The sequence below is a fragment of the Microvirga sp. HS2 genome (assembly GCF_055792805.1).
On record NZ_JBVVAJ010000014.1, the window covers coordinates 64704 to 78036 of the forward strand.

11 protein-coding genes are annotated in these 13333 nt (G+C 62.2%); 3 read left to right on the top strand and 8 right to left on the bottom strand.

Translation table 11 applies throughout. From position 1 onward, the window contains the following. Positions 1 to 104 precede the first annotated feature (104 nt). A complete protein-coding gene (locus tag ACS5Q0_RS14105; protein WP_473127276.1) occupies positions 105 to 1202 on the bottom strand; it encodes an NAD(P)H-dependent flavin oxidoreductase in 1098 nt (365 codons plus the stop codon). A gap of 301 nt (positions 1203 to 1503) precedes the next feature. Between ACS5Q0_RS14105 and recD2 the strand changes: the two genes are divergently transcribed. Continuing rightward, positions 1504 to 3702 (top strand): SF1B family DNA helicase RecD2, encoded by a 2199-nt coding sequence (recD2, locus tag ACS5Q0_RS14110; protein ID WP_473127277.1) that lies wholly within the window; start codon positions 1504 to 1506, stop codon positions 3700 to 3702. Between the two features lie 151 nt (positions 3703 to 3853). On the opposite strand, the gene hdhA is transcribed toward recD2, so the two are convergent. Next, a complete protein-coding gene (gene hdhA / locus ACS5Q0_RS14115; RefSeq protein ID WP_473127278.1) occupies positions 3854 to 4621 on the bottom strand; it encodes a 7-alpha-hydroxysteroid dehydrogenase in 768 nt (255 codons plus the stop codon). A 183-nt stretch (positions 4622 to 4804) separates the two neighbouring features. On the opposite strand from hdhA, the gene ACS5Q0_RS14120 reads away from it, so the two are divergent. Further along, on the top strand, positions 4805 to 6130 hold the full coding sequence (locus ACS5Q0_RS14120; RefSeq protein WP_473127279.1) for a serine hydrolase domain-containing protein: 1326 nt from the start codon (positions 4805 to 4807) through the stop codon (positions 6128 to 6130). Between the two features lie 377 nt (positions 6131 to 6507). On the opposite strand, the gene ACS5Q0_RS14125 is transcribed toward ACS5Q0_RS14120, so the two are convergent. From ACS5Q0_RS14125 to ACS5Q0_RS14145, 5 genes are all read right to left on the bottom strand, one after another. Further along, positions 6508 to 7224: an ABC transporter ATP-binding protein gene (locus tag ACS5Q0_RS14125; protein WP_473127280.1), complete on the bottom strand. Its 717-nt coding sequence runs from the start codon at positions 7222 to 7224 to the stop codon at positions 6508 to 6510. Continuing rightward, positions 7224 to 7940 (bottom strand): ABC transporter ATP-binding protein, encoded by a 717-nt coding sequence (locus ACS5Q0_RS14130; RefSeq protein ID WP_473127281.1) that lies wholly within the window; start codon positions 7938 to 7940, stop codon positions 7224 to 7226. Before ACS5Q0_RS14130 ends, ACS5Q0_RS14125 begins: the two co-directional genes overlap by 1 nt. Further along, positions 7918 to 8871: a branched-chain amino acid ABC transporter permease gene (locus tag ACS5Q0_RS14135; protein ID WP_473127282.1), complete on the bottom strand. Its 954-nt coding sequence runs from the start codon at positions 8869 to 8871 to the stop codon at positions 7918 to 7920. The genes ACS5Q0_RS14130 and ACS5Q0_RS14135 overlap by 23 nt, the downstream gene beginning before the upstream one ends. Beyond that, positions 8868 to 9752, bottom strand: coding sequence for a branched-chain amino acid ABC transporter permease (locus ACS5Q0_RS14140; protein WP_473127283.1), 885 nt, complete (start codon positions 9750 to 9752; stop codon positions 8868 to 8870). Before ACS5Q0_RS14140 ends, ACS5Q0_RS14135 begins: the two co-directional genes overlap by 4 nt. 121 nt (positions 9753 to 9873) lie before the next feature. Then, entirely contained in the window at positions 9874 to 11064 is a 1191-nt protein-coding gene (locus ACS5Q0_RS14145) for an ABC transporter substrate-binding protein (protein ID WP_473127284.1), read from the bottom strand. Between the two features lie 220 nt (positions 11065 to 11284). Here ACS5Q0_RS14145 and ACS5Q0_RS14150 point away from each other — a divergent pair, with 220 nt between their 5' ends. Further along, positions 11285 to 12676: an amidase gene (locus tag ACS5Q0_RS14150; protein WP_473127285.1), complete on the top strand. Its 1392-nt coding sequence runs from the start codon at positions 11285 to 11287 to the stop codon at positions 12674 to 12676. 262 nt (positions 12677 to 12938) lie between these two features. On the opposite strand, the gene ACS5Q0_RS14155 is transcribed toward ACS5Q0_RS14150, so the two are convergent. Beyond that, a complete protein-coding gene (locus ACS5Q0_RS14155; RefSeq protein ID WP_473127286.1) occupies positions 12939 to 13199 on the bottom strand; it encodes a hypothetical protein in 261 nt (86 codons plus the stop codon). Positions 13200 to 13333: the final 134 nt, after the last annotated feature.

Here is a 13333-nt window from a genome sequence, read left to right on the forward strand (position 1 = left end):
GCACGTCGATCTTCTTCAGGAACGGCACGTCGTCGCACAGGCGACGGCAATGCTCCTCGGAAATGTCCCTCGGCTTCCGGATCCCCGCAACGCACGCGGCATGATCATGCGGATGTCGAGACACCCGCAGGAGCTAAGCGCGACAGGAGCGTAAGAGAGCCCTGACCAAGCTGCCGCGTCAGATCGCCAGCGGGAACGGCTCGGCCAAAGGCTGCAGCCTGTCCAGACCATAAGGGCGAGAAGTCCTCCGACCCTGCGGCTTCAGCTTTGGCCCGCAGCGGCGCTAACGCTCCGGACGCCAAGGGAAACTCCGGGGCAAGCTCCGACATGCGGCCGACCTCCCGGACAACGCGGTTGACGATCCCACGCGCGGGCCGGCCCGTGAACACGTTCGTGAGAACCGTGTCGTTGTCCTTCGCCCGCTTGAGGGCGTCACGATGAAGCGGGCTGACTTTGGCTTCAGGGCAGAACAGGTAAGCCGTTCCGATCTGGACCGCCGAGGCTCCGAGGACGAAAGCCGCGATGATGCCGCGCGCATCGGCAATGCCGCCAGCGGCGATCACCGGGACTTTCACAGCATCCGCAACCTGCGGCACCAGTGCCATCGTGCCTGCCTGAGTGGAGATGTCGTTGGTCAGGAAGATGCCGCGGTGCCCACCGGCCTCGTAGCCCTGGGCGATGATCGCGTCACACCCCTGAGCCTCCAGCCACCGCGCCTCATCCACTGTCGTGGCCGACGAGATGATCTTTGCGCCGCTCGCTCTGACCCGGTCCAGGAGAGCGCGTTCGGGCAGGCCGAAGTGGAAGCTGACGACCTGAGGCTTGAACTCCTCGACAATGTCGCACATCGCGCTGTCGAAAGGGGCACGGGCCGCTGCCGGCACAGGTGCTCGCGGATCGAGTCCAAGTTCGAGATAGTAGCTCTCCAGTCGCCTCTTCCAGGCATCTTCGCGAGCCGCATCGGCCTGCGGCGGGCGATGACAGAAGAAGTTGAGGTTGATGGGCCGGGAGGTCCTCTGGCGAATAATCCCGATCTCGGCTCGCATCTGCTCCGGATTGAGCATCGCGCAGGGCAGAGAGCCAAGTCCTCCTGCTTCACAAACGGCAATCACCATCTCGGACCCGACCGAGCCGGCCATGGGAGCCTGGATGATCGGTAATTCAATCTCGAAGAGGTCCTGAATGCGGTGATCCGGCCACATGATCTGCTCCTTTGCCGATGCGGGCTCTCACCCTTGTAGCGCGGGAATGGAAGGTGGAGGAGATCAAAGTTCGTCCCGGGGCCTCGCTTCTCCCGGCTGGCTCACGGCTGGCACGGGGCGATTGTCCAATCGCGACTTTCGCCGACAGCGTCCCGATCGACCGCTCGGGAGCTTCGTGAGCATCCGCTTTATGTCCGTTGCCCATTGTTCAGCGTCGCAAAAGAACACAATTTGAGCGCAGACAAAGATCACGGGATGGCCTGGCCTTCCGCTGCTCGCCTCGACCGTCCCGCCAACAGCAATGAACCCGATGTTCCAACCGTCACGAACTGATCAGCGACCTGTTCCGGAGACCCTCGCAGGCTCGGTCGAGCGCGTCACCTTCCATAATCCGGAGAATGGCTTCGCTGTCCTGAAGGTCCATGTCCGAGGCAAGCGCGACCATGTGACGATTGTCGGCCATACCCCGGCGGTGTCGGCGGGGGAGTGGATCACGGCGAGCGGCTCATGGATCAGCGACCGCACACACGGGCTTCAGTTCAAGGCCGCGATGCTCAAGACCACCCCGCCGACTGGCGTCGAGGGGATCGAGAAGTATCTCGCCTCGGGTCAGATGCGCGGCATCGGACCGGCCATGGCGAAACGGATCGTGGCGGCCTTCGGCGCGGACACCTTCGAGATCATCGAAGCCGCGCCCGAGCGATTGACCGAGGTACCGGGGATCGGTCCGATGCGCGCCTCGCGCATCGTCTCTGGCTGGGCCGAGCAGAAGGCGGTGCGGGAGATCATGATCTTCCTGCACGCGCATGGGGTCGGCACGGCGCGGGCGGTGCGCATCTTCAAGACCTACGGCTACGAGGCCATCCAGGTGATGACCGAGGATCCGTACCGGCTGGCCAAAGACGTGCGCGGCATCGGCTTTCGAACGGCGGATGCCATTGCGGCCAAGCTCGGAATGGAGAAGACGGCTCCGCAGCGCATCCGGGCGGGCATTTCATTCGCGCTTCAGACCGCCACCGACGAGGGGCACTGCGCGCTGCCGGTCGAGGCGCTCACGCGACTGGCCGAACAGCTGCTCGAGGTGGATGAGGCTCTCATTCGCACGGCCGTCGTCGAGGAGCTGGCCAAGGGTGAGGTCGTCTCGGACACGATCGGTGACGAGACCTGCCTGTTTCTCAAAGGCCTCTATCTGGCCGAGCAGGCCATCGCTGCCCGGCTGATCGCGCGGGCCTCCGGCCCGCCGCCCTGGCCGGAGATCGACCTCGACAAGGCCATTCCCTGGGTGGAGGACCGCACGGGCAAGATCCTGGCGACCTCGCAGCGCGAGGCTCTCAAACTGGTGCTCGGGTCCAAAGTGGCGGTGGTGACCGGTGGCCCCGGCGTCGGCAAGACGACGCTGCTCGACACGATCCTGCGCCTGCTGGTCGCCAAGGGCGTCAAGGTCGCGCTGGCAGCCCCGACCGGACGCGCGGCCAAACGGATGACGGAGCAGACCGGACTGGAGGCCAAGACCATCCACCGGCTGCTGGAGATCGACCCCAAGCATGGCGGCTTCTCGCGCAATGAGGAAAACCCACTCGACTGCGACCTGCTGGTGGTGGACGAGACCTCAATGGTGGATGTGCCGCTGATGAACGCTCTGACCAAAGCCATCCCGGCGCATGCGGGATTGCTGCTGGTGGGCGACGTGGACCAGTTGCCCTCTGTCGGTTCGGGGCAGGTGCTGGCCGACATCATTGCCTCTGAGCGAATTCCGGTGGCGCGGCTGACCGAGGTCTTCCGGCAAGCCGCAGAGAGCCGCATCGTGGTGAACGCCCATCGGATCAACAAGGGCCAGATGCCCGAGTCACCCAAGGCTGGGGAAGAGAGCGACTTCTATTTTGTCGAGATCGACGATCCCGAAGAAGGGGTGCCGAAGATCATCCAGATGATCAGGGAGCGCATGCCGCGCCGGTTCGGGCTCGATCCGATGAAGGACATACAGGTGCTCTGCCCGATGAACCGGGGCGTGCTTGGTGCCCGCAACCTCAACATCCGGCTTCAGGAGGTGCTCAACCCCGATCCTCCTGCCAAGGTCGAGCGGTTCGGCTGGCGCTTCTCGCCCGGTGACCGAGTGATGGAAACCCAGAACGACTACGACCGGGAGGTGTTCAACGGTGACCTCGGAATGGTCGTCCGGATCGACGACGAGGAGGGTGCTCTGATCGCCTCCTTCGATGGGCGGGAGGTGTCATATCCGTTCGGCGAACTCGACACGCTGGTGCCCGCCTATGCCACCACGATCCACAAGTCGCAGGGCTCGGAGTATCCCGCCGTGATCATCCCGGTGGTGACGCAGCACTTTACGATGCTGGCCCGCAATCTGCTCTATACCGGCGTTACCCGAGGCAAGCGCCTGGTCGTGCTGGTGGGGCAGAAGAAGGCCGTCGCCATCGCCGTCAGAGGCGGCCAGATGAAGAGACGCTGGACGAAGTTGCGGGAGTGGCTATTGGCAGCCTGAGAGGCTCAGGACGATCGCGCACCCGACATCATCACAACGTCCCGGAGAGCGTCCGACCGTTCGGGTGCGCCGGCCGCTCCATGACCTACCTGGCTGACGTGACATTTCCACTTGCGACATTGTCGGCGGCCTACGGGTATCATCCATAATGTCAGTCCAGTTCCTGAACGCCCCCGCCCGAGACGGTGAGCACCTGGCCGCTGATCCATGACGCGGCTGGCGAACAGAAAAACAGGGCGGCGTTGGCGATGTCCTCGGGCCGCCCCAGGCGTCCGAGCGGGGTGTGCCGCAGCATCGTCTTCTCGACCTCCGGCGTGAGCACGCGCGCCAGTGCGTCGGTGCGGATCGCGCCGGGCGCGATGGCATTGACGCGAATGCCCTGCGGACCGAGGTCGAAGGCGATGTTCCGGGTCAGGTGGTTCACCGCCGCCTTGGACGAGCCGTAGGAGGCCATCCGCATGTTCCGGTTCTCGCCGGCCATGGACGAGATGTTGAGGATCGCGCCACGCCCCTTCGCCGCCATGTGCGGCGCTGCCAGCTGCGACAGGCGAAAGAGCGAGAACAGGTTGAGCTCGAATGCCCAGCGGAAATCCGCCATCGGCATGTCGAAGGGCTTGGGACCGCCGCCGCCGGCGTTGTTGACGAGGATCGTGAGCGCGCCGAAGCGGTCGATGGCGGCCTGGATTGCGGCCTGCAGATCGGCCTCCTGCGTGACGTTGCAGCCGATCCCCACAGCTCGGCCGCCTACCTGGGTGATCTCGGCGGCAACCGCCTGAGCCGTCTGTGCATCGAGGTCGCTGACCACGACGGCCGCGCCAGCCTCGGCGAAGAGCTGGGCAATGGCCCGGCCGATGCCGGCGCCGGCTCCCGTGACCAGAGCCACATCACCATCGAGACGGAACTGTCCGGGATCGTACATGCCAACGCTCCGTCAGACGTGTATGCGCTCAGGGTGCCACCCCTGAAAACGTCACGTCAATGAGAGACTTTGCCCATGAACTGATGAACAGTGCCTGAGGCACCCGTATTCAGGCCATAGAGTCCGGCGATATTGGACCGCAACAATTCGATTCCGAGGATGCGGCGCGGAGGATGGGCGGCAATGTTTCTTCTCAAGGGCAAGCGGCACCTGCTCGCTCTCGCTCTGGTCGTTAACGTGAGCGTTTCCGGCTATGCCCTGGCCCAGACGGCATGGACGGCGCAGACGTCCAATCCGATTGTCTTGAGGTGGATGCAAGGCTCTCCACCGCCTCCGGACAAGATTATCCGCTTTGCGGATGGCAGTTATCAGTCCTTCCCGCAATGGCGTTGGAGCGTGTGCCACTTTCAGCAGCTGATGCCGATGAAACCGGTTTCGCGAGGCCTGGGGGCGCCACGTCCTTTCGAGAGGGCGGAGCGGAACGATATCGAAACCGTTCGCTTCACTCCAACAGGCGCAGCAGAGCCGATGACGTTCATGGAAGCGTTCGATCGGAACTTCACGGACGGAATCGTCATCCTGCACGAGGGACGGATCGTCTACGAACGTTATGCCGGATGTCTTTCGGACCAGAACAGGCATGCGGCGATGTCGGTCACGAAATCGCTCATCGGCCTCCTTGCGGAAATCCTCATTGCCGAGGGCACTCTCGACGAGAATCGCCGCGTCGATTCCTATGTTCCCGAGCTTGCGGCAAGCGCCTTTGGAGATGCCACCGTTCGCCAGGTCCTCGATATGACCACAAGTCTCGAATTCAGCGAGGATTACGCCGACCCGACAGCCGACGTGTGGCGACATGCGATGGCAGGCAATCCACTGCCGAAGCCCGCTGATTACGCGGGCGCCCGCAGCTACTACGAATACCTGGTCACAGTCCGTCGAGGCGGGGCTCACGGTGCCGCCTTCGGCTATAAGACGGTGAATACCGATGCCATGGGCTGGATCCTCAACCGAGTGACCGGCCGGCCGGTCAGCGATCTCCTGGCGGAGCGGATCTGGCGCCGGATCGGCGCCGATCTGGAAGCCTATTTCACGGTGGATTCCATCGGGACACCGTTTGCCGGAGGCGGCTTCAACGCAGGCCTCCGAGACCTCGCACGCATCGGGCAATTGTTCCTCGACGGAGGCATGGTCGACGGCAATCGAGTCGTCCCGGAAGCGGCATTGAACAGCATCCGTCGCGGCGGCAGCCAGAGCGCGTTTGCACAGGCTGGATATTCCCAGCTCGCCGGGTGGAGCTACCGGAGCATGTGGTGGGTAACCCACAACAAGAATGGTGCTTTCATGGCACGCGGCGTGTACGGCCAATCCCTCTATGTGGACCCCGCCGCCCGTGCTGTCATTGCCCGGTTTGCCTCGCATCCAGAAGCGGGGAACGCCGCCAACGACCCAACCACATTGCCCCTTTACCAAGCCATCGCCGACCGCCTGCTGGGCTCGGCTCGCTAAAGCATCGGACGTGAAAAGTGGACTTGCACTTTTGGGACCCATCCAATGCTTTCGCCTGAGACGAGAGCATCGTTGAATGCGGAAAACCGGGTCCACTTTTCGCTGCGCGGCCCGCCGGGTCCGCACGATGCTCTAGGTGAGGCCTCGTTTGCCCCACTCCGTTATGACGGTGATGAGGGTAAGGCCGCGAGGTCATTGCGGCCTTCGTATTCACGAGCCCGGCTCACATGGGCGCCGGGCTCGCTGCACTTCTCACTCACTGGCTAGAGCATCGGGCCCAAAAGCGGAACCCACTTTTGGGATTGATCCGATGCTTACACTTCATGCTGGCGCATCGTTCGGAGCGGAAAACCGAATCCACTTTTCCGCACGATGCGTTAAAGGCCAAGATAAGCCTTCCGGATCATCGGGTGTCCCTGTAGCTCCTCCGAGGGACCATCGAGCACCTGCTTGCCATTTTCGAGCACGTAAACGCGATGGCTGACAGTCAGCACTTGCTTCACGTTCTGCTCCACCAACAGGATAGGAAGACCGGTCTCCGCGACTCGCCTGATGGCCGCCATCACCTCTTTGACGAAAAGCGGCGACAGGCCGAGGCTTGGCTCATCCATGATCAACATCTTGGGGCCGAGCATAAGCGCACGTGCGATTGCCACCATTTGCTGCTGGCCGCCGGACAATTGCCCCGCCATGGCGCCGGCGTAACGGATGAGGTCCGGGAAGAGAGCCTCGACCTTTGCCATATTCTCGTGCCGCGCAGCCTTCGCTTCAGGCAGATACGCCCCCAGCATCAGGTTTTCCCGCACCGTCATGTTCGGGAACAACTGACGGCCCATCGGGACATGGGCCAACCCCTTACGGGCCATCTGGTGAGGCCGCGCACCCTTGATCTCCTCACCGTCGAACAGGATGCGTCCGCTCCAGGGAGCAATCATGCCTGAGATCGCCCTGAGGATCGTTGATTTGCCGCTGCCATTTCCTCCGACGAGGCCAATCAGTTCGCCGCGGTTCACATGAAGGGACGCACCGAATACGACCTTCAGCGCGCCGTAGCCAAGGTCGACCTTGTCGACCTGCAGAATGGTGTCCCCCATCAATCGGTCCCCAAATATGCTTCGATCACGCGCTCATCGCTCGTGACCTGCTGCGGAGTGCCCTCCGCGATCTTCTCGCCGCTGGCGAGCACGATGACATGATCGGACAGTTCGATGATCGCCTCCATGATGTGCTCGACCATCAGGACCGCGAGACCCTGCGCGCTCAAAGATCTCACGAAGGCGATCATCTCGCGAAGCGCGGGGGGATTCAGACCCGCCATGATTTCATCGAGAAAGATCACCTTCGGTTTCACGGCGAGCGCCTTCGCCAGTTCCAGCCGCCGGCGGCGGGCAAGGTTGAGGTCGAGCGCCGGCTGGTGAGCGCGATCCGCCAGTCCTACCTGCTCGAGGACGCTCATGGCGAGGCGCTCGGCCTCGCTCCGCCGGCCGACCGTCAGGAAAGCGGCGACGAGCACGTTCTCCAGAACCGTCAGCTCCTCGAAGGGCCGTTCGGTCTGGAATGTCCGGCCGAAGCCCAAACGGGTCCGCTTGAATGCCGGTAACGCCGTGATGTCCCTGTCGAGCAACGTAATCTTGCCGGAATGCATGGGGGCAAAACCCGTCACTGCATTGAACAGGGTCGTCTTGCCGGCGCCGTTCGGGCCGATCAGCCCGAGGATCTCGCCGGAGCCGAGAGACAGTGACACGTTGTTGACGGCCGTGACCCCGCCGAATTTGACGGTGATGCCGTCAGCCCTGAGCACGTTTGGCATAGAGCCTCCGAATATGTCTGCGGGCAAACTCCCCGACGATGCCGCGGGGGACGAAAAGCACGACCACGAGAATCAGGATCCCGTAGATCAGCATGTTCGCCTCGGCGAATGTGGTGCGGAACATCTCTCCAGCGCCTATCAGCACAATGGCGCCGACCGCTGGTCCCCAGATCGTGCCACGCCCGCCGATAATGGCCGTGAGGGCGATCTGAACGGATAGGAGAAGGGCGAAAATGACGTGCGGCTCGATGAAAGCCAGCACGATTCCGTAAATGCCGCCGCCGATGGACGTGAGTGCAGCCGACAGCATGAAGGCCTTCAGCTTCGTCGCCGTCGGATCGATGCCCGACGCCATGGCTGAATCCTCGTCCTCACGGACAGCCCTCAGCTGATAGCCGAACCGGGACCGGGAGATCACGATGACCGTAGCGATCACCACGGCCGCGAAAGCGAGCGCCATATAGTATTGGGCCGTTCGCGAGAAGAGATCGATGCCGAAAGGCTCCGGGAGCGTCGCGATGAAGACGCCCGTCGCGCCTCCCGTCAACCATTCTTCGTTGATGGCGACCAAGCGGAGGATCTCCGCCACCGCAATCGTCGAGAGCGAAAAGTACGGTCCGCGCAGGCTGAAGGTCAGCCGTCCCCAGAAGTAGCCGAGGACCGCTGCAAAAGCGGCCGCCATGGCCATCGTCCACCAGGGCGCAAGGCCGAACTCGCTTTGCCCGATCGCAACGAAATAGGCTCCGAGGCCCACGAACGATGCGTGACCAAGGCTCACCTGACCATTCCATCCGCCGAGCAGGTCCCAGGACGTGGCCCAGCCCGCGAACAGCAGGACAGAGATCGCAATCATCAGGTTGTTGGGGAAGATGGCCGGATAGGCGATGCCGACAGCGAGCAGCACGCCCAGACCAATGAGATGCTTTATCATACGCGCTTCACCGTCCGTCCAAACAGGCCCTCAGGCCGGAAAAGCAAGATCAGCAGGAATGCAATCAATCCATAAGCCTCGCGGTACTCGGACAAAAAGTAAGATGCGCCCAGAACCTCGACCACTCCCAGCAGGATGCCTCCGGCGATGGCCGCACCGACGTTCCCCAAGCCGCCGAGGACCGTCACGACGAAGGCCTTCAGCGTAAACACGGCCCCCGTATTGGTCGGGGTCGCAAACAGGAGCGGAATAAGCGTGACGCCGGCCATGACCGCCAGCATTACTCCGAGGCCGAAGACGATGCTGTGAATCCGCCGCGTGTCGATGCCGACGAGTTCGGCGCCGAGCCGGTTTTCCGCAGTGCCGCGAATGGCGCGGCCAATCTCAGTCCGATTCAGCAGCGTATAGAGCGCCGCGATCATGATCACCGTGGCGATACCGGCGAGGAGCAGGACCATGGAAACGTTGACCCCGGCGATCGAGAAGGTCGACGAGGCATACGACACCTGCACGGAACGCGGCTCGCCCCCGAAGGTGAGCAGGATCGCGTTGCCGATAATCAATGAAATTCCGAGCGTTGCCAAAAGCGCCGATTCCGGCGGTGCATCGACGACCCGCGAGAGGATGAAGCGCTCGACGACGACACCGACGAAAAAGCCGATCGGCATCGCAAGAAGCAGGGACAGATACGGGTCCCATCCGAGCAGGGCATTGAAGAGAACGGCACTGTACATGCCGAGCACGACGAAATCGCCGTGCGCGAAGTTGATCGTTCGCATGACCCCGAACACAAGGGTCAGGCCAATTCCGATGAGGGCATAAACGCCTCCCATCAGAACGCCATTAGCGACGTTCTGCAGAAGAATATCTAAACCGGCCATTCTTGTTCCTGATTGCTGTCGCGCATCGATCCGCTACGCGGTAATGCGCAGCGGCGAGCCAGTCTTTAAATGTTATTACCGCTCCGAGCGCACCGGCGGCACAGCCGCCGGTGCGATTGCATCAGCGGGTTGACCATTCCGGCGTGGGATGCTGCGGCGGGTTCGCAGAAAGATCGTCCGGGAACACCGTGACGTGCTTGCCGTCTTGGATCTGCAGGATGAGGCTTCGGATCGGGTTTTGTCCCTGGAATCCGTCGGCGCTCTTGAAGTTCACCGTGGTTACAGGAGTCGTGATGTCCGTCGCAGCCAGCGCCTCGCGCACGGAGTCACGCGACTTCGGATCGGCGCGGCGCAGCGCGTCGGCGGCGACCATCAGGGCGAGATAACCCTCTGCCTCATAGAACGAGGGTTCCCCGCCGGCCTTGGCCTTCAGGCGCTGGTAGAGATCCTGAGCGCCGGGGTACTTCACGTCCTGGCTCCAGCTGACGGCCGTTGCAATGTAGTCAGCCGATTTTCCGACCTGCTGAACGAAGCTCGGGAGAGCCGCGGACGTATCAATTGCAATCACCTTCGCGTTCAGGCCAACTTCACGCATCTGGCGGGTAATCGCGACGCCGTCCTCCGCATAGGAGACGATATAGAGAACGTCCGGATTGGCGCCGCGGAAGCGGTTCAGGATCGGCCGAAAGTCGGTAACGCCCTGATCATAGGCTTGATCGCCCACAACCTTGTACCCGCGTTCAGACGCAAGGCGTTTGCCTTCCTTGGCAAGAGAGGTCGGCCACGCGCCGTTACCGTACAGCATAGCGACCGTCTCGAGAGGCACGTCCTTCTTCGTGCTCTTGAGATGATCGAAATAGTCAAAATAGGCTTTCGCAACGATCGTGGAATTGTGCTTCGCGCGGAATACCCACGGTGAACCTGGCTTCGTAATGCTATCGTCGGCGCTGCCCAGAACGATCATCGGCACCTTCTGGCGCGTCAGGAACTGCGCAAGCGGGCCTGTGATCGAGGAAGCGTAGGAGCCAATGACAAGCGGAACACCCTTGCTTGCAAAGCTCTCCGCGGCGGCGAGCGCGCTCTTCGCTTCAGACCGATCGTCCTGGATCGTCAGGGTCAGCTGCTGTCCCTTGATGCCCCCATTTGCATTGATTTCGTCGAGCGCGACCTGAAGACCAGTGCGATAACGTTCGCCGAATGCAGCGAAGTTACCTGAAAGGCTGTTGATAACGCCGACTTCGACCTGCGCCTGAGCCGGAACGCTGACCACAGACAGAGCGGCTGCCAACGCAGCAGCGATAGCAATCCTCATTTGTTTCCTCACCTTTTGCCTGCTTTACGTGGAATCCGTTAGCTGCGGACGAGTCCGTCCTGCAGCGCGTCACCCTAGTGCGCGTGCAAGAGCCTTGCCAAACACTTTTTGTCGACAGCGGATGGCCGGATATTATCCCCCGTTGCAAATTGACCTCTTCCACGGTTCACATGCATCAACTGCGAAAAGCCGTTGAGTTTGACAGAACGAGGAATGCTGCATGGCCGCGCTGGAAAATGATCCCCTTGGGCACAATGGACTGCCGGAATTCGCCCGGCGGTTTCGAAACGGCGAGATCTCATCGGAGCAAGCGACTCGGGCGTACCTCTCCCGCATCGAAGCGCTCGATCCCCGGCTCGGTGCATTCCAGCACGTTGCCGCCGAACAGGCGCTTGAAACCGCACGCGCGATGGACGCGCTCTATTCGGCCGGCACGGACCTCGGTCCGTTGATGGGCGTTCCGGTCGCAGTCAAGGATCTGTTCGTCGTCGAAGGTATGCCGACGACAGCAGGCTCCAAGATGAACATCGACGATATCGCTGGCGAAGAGGGCCCTCTGGTCAAGAGCTTGCGTCAAGCCGGCTGCGTCATCCTCGGCAAGACGAAGACCGTCGAGTTCGCCCTTGGCATCACCGGCGTCTCCAGCGCCCAGGGGACGCCGGTGAATCCCTGGGACGCACAAACGCCCCGCCTGCCTGGCGGCTCGAGCTCCGGTTCGGGGGTTGCAGTTGCTGCCGGCTTATGTGCGTTTGCCATTGGCTCTGACACGGGCGGTTCCGTTCGCGTTCCAGCCGCCTTCAACGGGATATTCGGGCTCAAGACGACACCCGGCTTCTTCTCGACCGACGGGGCGTTCCCTCTGGCGCCTCATCTGGATACGCCCGGCCTGCTGACCCGCAGCGCACGAGATGCAGCGATTGCGGTGGCTGCGCTCACCGGCACGCCCGAAGCCCGCGCTCTTCCTGTCGAAGCGCTCCGGCTTGGTGTTCCTCAGGAGTACTTTTTTGACAATCTCGATCCGGCCGTCGAAGCGCAGATCAAGCATGCGCTGGAGGCCCTGTCGGCCGCAGGGTGCCGGTTGAGCCCTGTTTCCGTTCCCGAGGCGAGCGAACGCGAGCGCTATTTCCCCGCTGTTCTTCCGGCCTGCCTCATCGCAACGCTCGGCCGTGATCGTTTTCTTGCCGGTCGCGACCAGATGGATCCGATTGTCGCGAAGCGCGCGACGTCCGGCCTCGATGTGACGGCAGCAGATTACTTAACGCTCGAGGCGCAGCGAACCAGATCGCGCCAGAGCGTATCCGAAAAGTTCTCCGGCTTTCACGGCTGGGTCACTCCGGTGACCACGACGCCTGCGCCTCCCGTAGCGGACCTGGAGGACGAGCGGAAAGCTCTTGACCTCGCCCTGGGCATGACACGCAACACTCAGCCTGCGAATTACTTCGCATGTCCCGCCGTCAGTGTCCCCTTGCCGCAGAAGCCTGGAAGTCTCCCGATCGGGCTGCAGATCATCTGTCCGGAAGGGGCCGATGTGCGGGCCCTTTCCGTGGCCCTGGCAATCGAGGAGGTGCTCGGCACGTCCCCGGCTCCGGACCTGGCCCACTTCCTGAACTGATCACCACAGAACGCCCGGAGGGCCCTCCCCTCGATTGGAGGCCCTTCAGGGCTGGCTCGCAGGCCAAACCTCGCGCCTGCGAAGAACAACCGTGGCGTCGAGATTGCAGCCGCAGCCCACAAGACGACCAACAGGCTGCGGCCGCGAATGACAAAGTCTCTTCAGAGACGGAGACGACGGACGACAGAAAACCTGGGCCGGGAAGAAGCACAAATCTGGCTTCAGGAAAGAGGTTTCCGACGGCCCTTACTTTTAGCAGCGATTATGCCCTCGCCCGTGCGGCCAATGTTTTACGCCACTTCAGTGCAGCGTTGTTGCGCCATTCGACGACGATCCGGAAGACGCAAGCGGCGATCGCCAATCCTGCGCCTGTGCGCCACCACCTTATGTCTGGTCGCAGATCGAGATTCTGCCATCCCATGAGATTGAGCGCCGGCTCCTCAACAATAACGAAGAGAAAATACGACAGGAGGAAAACAACGACGGCAGTGAGTCCTGCTGCAACGTACTTCATCTGGCCCATTCCCACGCCTCTACAGGTGCCTGTACTGAATCGATCAGAGCATCATTGGCCCAACATGGTTAACGAAGGACTGCGGGGTGTCCCATTCCTGCTAGTGTTTGAGCGTGCGGCCCGATCAATTACGAGGTAGCCGA

Bases quoted from the DNA above. Each gene is read 5' to 3' on its own strand.
- ACS5Q0_RS14105 (WP_473127276.1), bottom strand. From the start codon at position 1,202: ATGTGGCCGGATCACCGCATTCAGGACCTCTTCGAGATTGAATTACCG.
- recD2 (WP_473127277.1), top strand. From the start codon at position 1,504: ATGAACCCGATGTTCCAACCGTCACGAACTGATCAGCGACCTGTTCCG.
- hdhA (WP_473127278.1), bottom strand. From the start codon at position 4,621: ATGTACGATCCCGGACAGTTCCGTCTCGATGGTGATGTGGCTCTGGTC.
- ACS5Q0_RS14120 (WP_473127279.1), top strand. From the start codon at position 4,805: ATGTTTCTTCTCAAGGGCAAGCGGCACCTGCTCGCTCTCGCTCTGGTC.
- ACS5Q0_RS14125 (WP_473127280.1), bottom strand. From the start codon at position 7,224: ATGGGGGACACCATTCTGCAGGTCGACAAGGTCGACCTTGGCTACGGC.
- ACS5Q0_RS14130 (WP_473127281.1), bottom strand. From the start codon at position 7,940: ATGCCAAACGTGCTCAGGGCTGACGGCATCACCGTCAAATTCGGCGGG.
- ACS5Q0_RS14135 (WP_473127282.1), bottom strand. From the start codon at position 8,871: ATGATAAAGCATCTCATTGGTCTGGGCGTGCTGCTCGCTGTCGGCATC.
- ACS5Q0_RS14140 (WP_473127283.1), bottom strand. From the start codon at position 9,752: ATGGCCGGTTTAGATATTCTTCTGCAGAACGTCGCTAATGGCGTTCTG.
- ACS5Q0_RS14145 (WP_473127284.1), bottom strand. From the start codon at position 11,064: ATGAGGATTGCTATCGCTGCTGCGTTGGCAGCCGCTCTGTCTGTGGTC.
- ACS5Q0_RS14150 (WP_473127285.1), top strand. From the start codon at position 11,285: ATGGCCGCGCTGGAAAATGATCCCCTTGGGCACAATGGACTGCCGGAA.
- ACS5Q0_RS14155 (WP_473127286.1), bottom strand. From the start codon at position 13,199: ATGGGCCAGATGAAGTACGTTGCAGCAGGACTCACTGCCGTCGTTGTT.